The sequence below is a fragment of the Pseudoflavonifractor sp. MCC625 genome, assembly GCF_018784545.1.
GTDB lineage: Bacteria > Bacillota > Clostridia > Oscillospirales > Oscillospiraceae > Pseudoflavonifractor_A > Pseudoflavonifractor_A gallinarum.
Genome location: NZ_WQOJ01000031.1, coordinates 850 through 1477, shown reverse-complemented (window position 1 = coordinate 1477; position 628 = coordinate 850). Strand labels below are relative to the sequence as shown.

General features: G+C 49.8%; 1 protein-coding gene. It reads right to left on the bottom strand.

Going from position 1 to position 628, the window contains the following annotated elements:
• Positions 1–30: 30 nt before the first annotated feature.
• The coding region (locus tag GPK94_RS16095; RefSeq protein WP_252192598.1) for a YodL domain-containing protein at positions 31–628 on the bottom strand (598 nt) is incomplete at its 5' end.

The window sequence follows — 628 nt, the reverse complement described above, 5'->3', positions numbered from 1 at the left end:
TTCATTTCCTCAAAAGTAAAGTTTCCCATATCAAATCTCCCTTTCCGCACTCTTTTTGGGTGCTGTCTTTTTGTGTTCTGTCTTGGGCTGGCCTTTCAGCTGCTCCATGACGGACTTTTTCTTTTCCCGTTCCTCCCGATGGGTGGCGGCTGCCAACTCCATCAGGGAAATGGGCTGACCGCTTCGGGCCTGCTGTTCCAGCTCTGCCACCGTGGGTTCTTTTGCGCCATTGTTGATGATACCGTCAATCATGCCGTAATCGTCCTCCAGCATCATTTCCGCATTTTTCAGCGGGTTTTCTGGCAGGAATCCGGGGATCTGGGTAAAACCAACACTGTCACAGTAATGACAGGATACCTTACCGTCCTGTCTGATCGCAACGATGTCGCTGACGCTCATGGAGGGACTGTGAAAGTCCACGGGCTTTTCCAGATTGAATTGCTGATAGAGTTTTTCCAGCTGCTCCGGCACAGTGCCAGACTCCCTCAGAGGAGCTGTGTAAATGAGGTCATAATTGCTGCGGTCTATGGAAATGTTATGGGACTTTAACCAGTCCAGATTCATAAAGCGCACATTCTGCGGATCGTCACGACTTACCTGATAGATGGCAAAGCAATCTCTGTTCTGG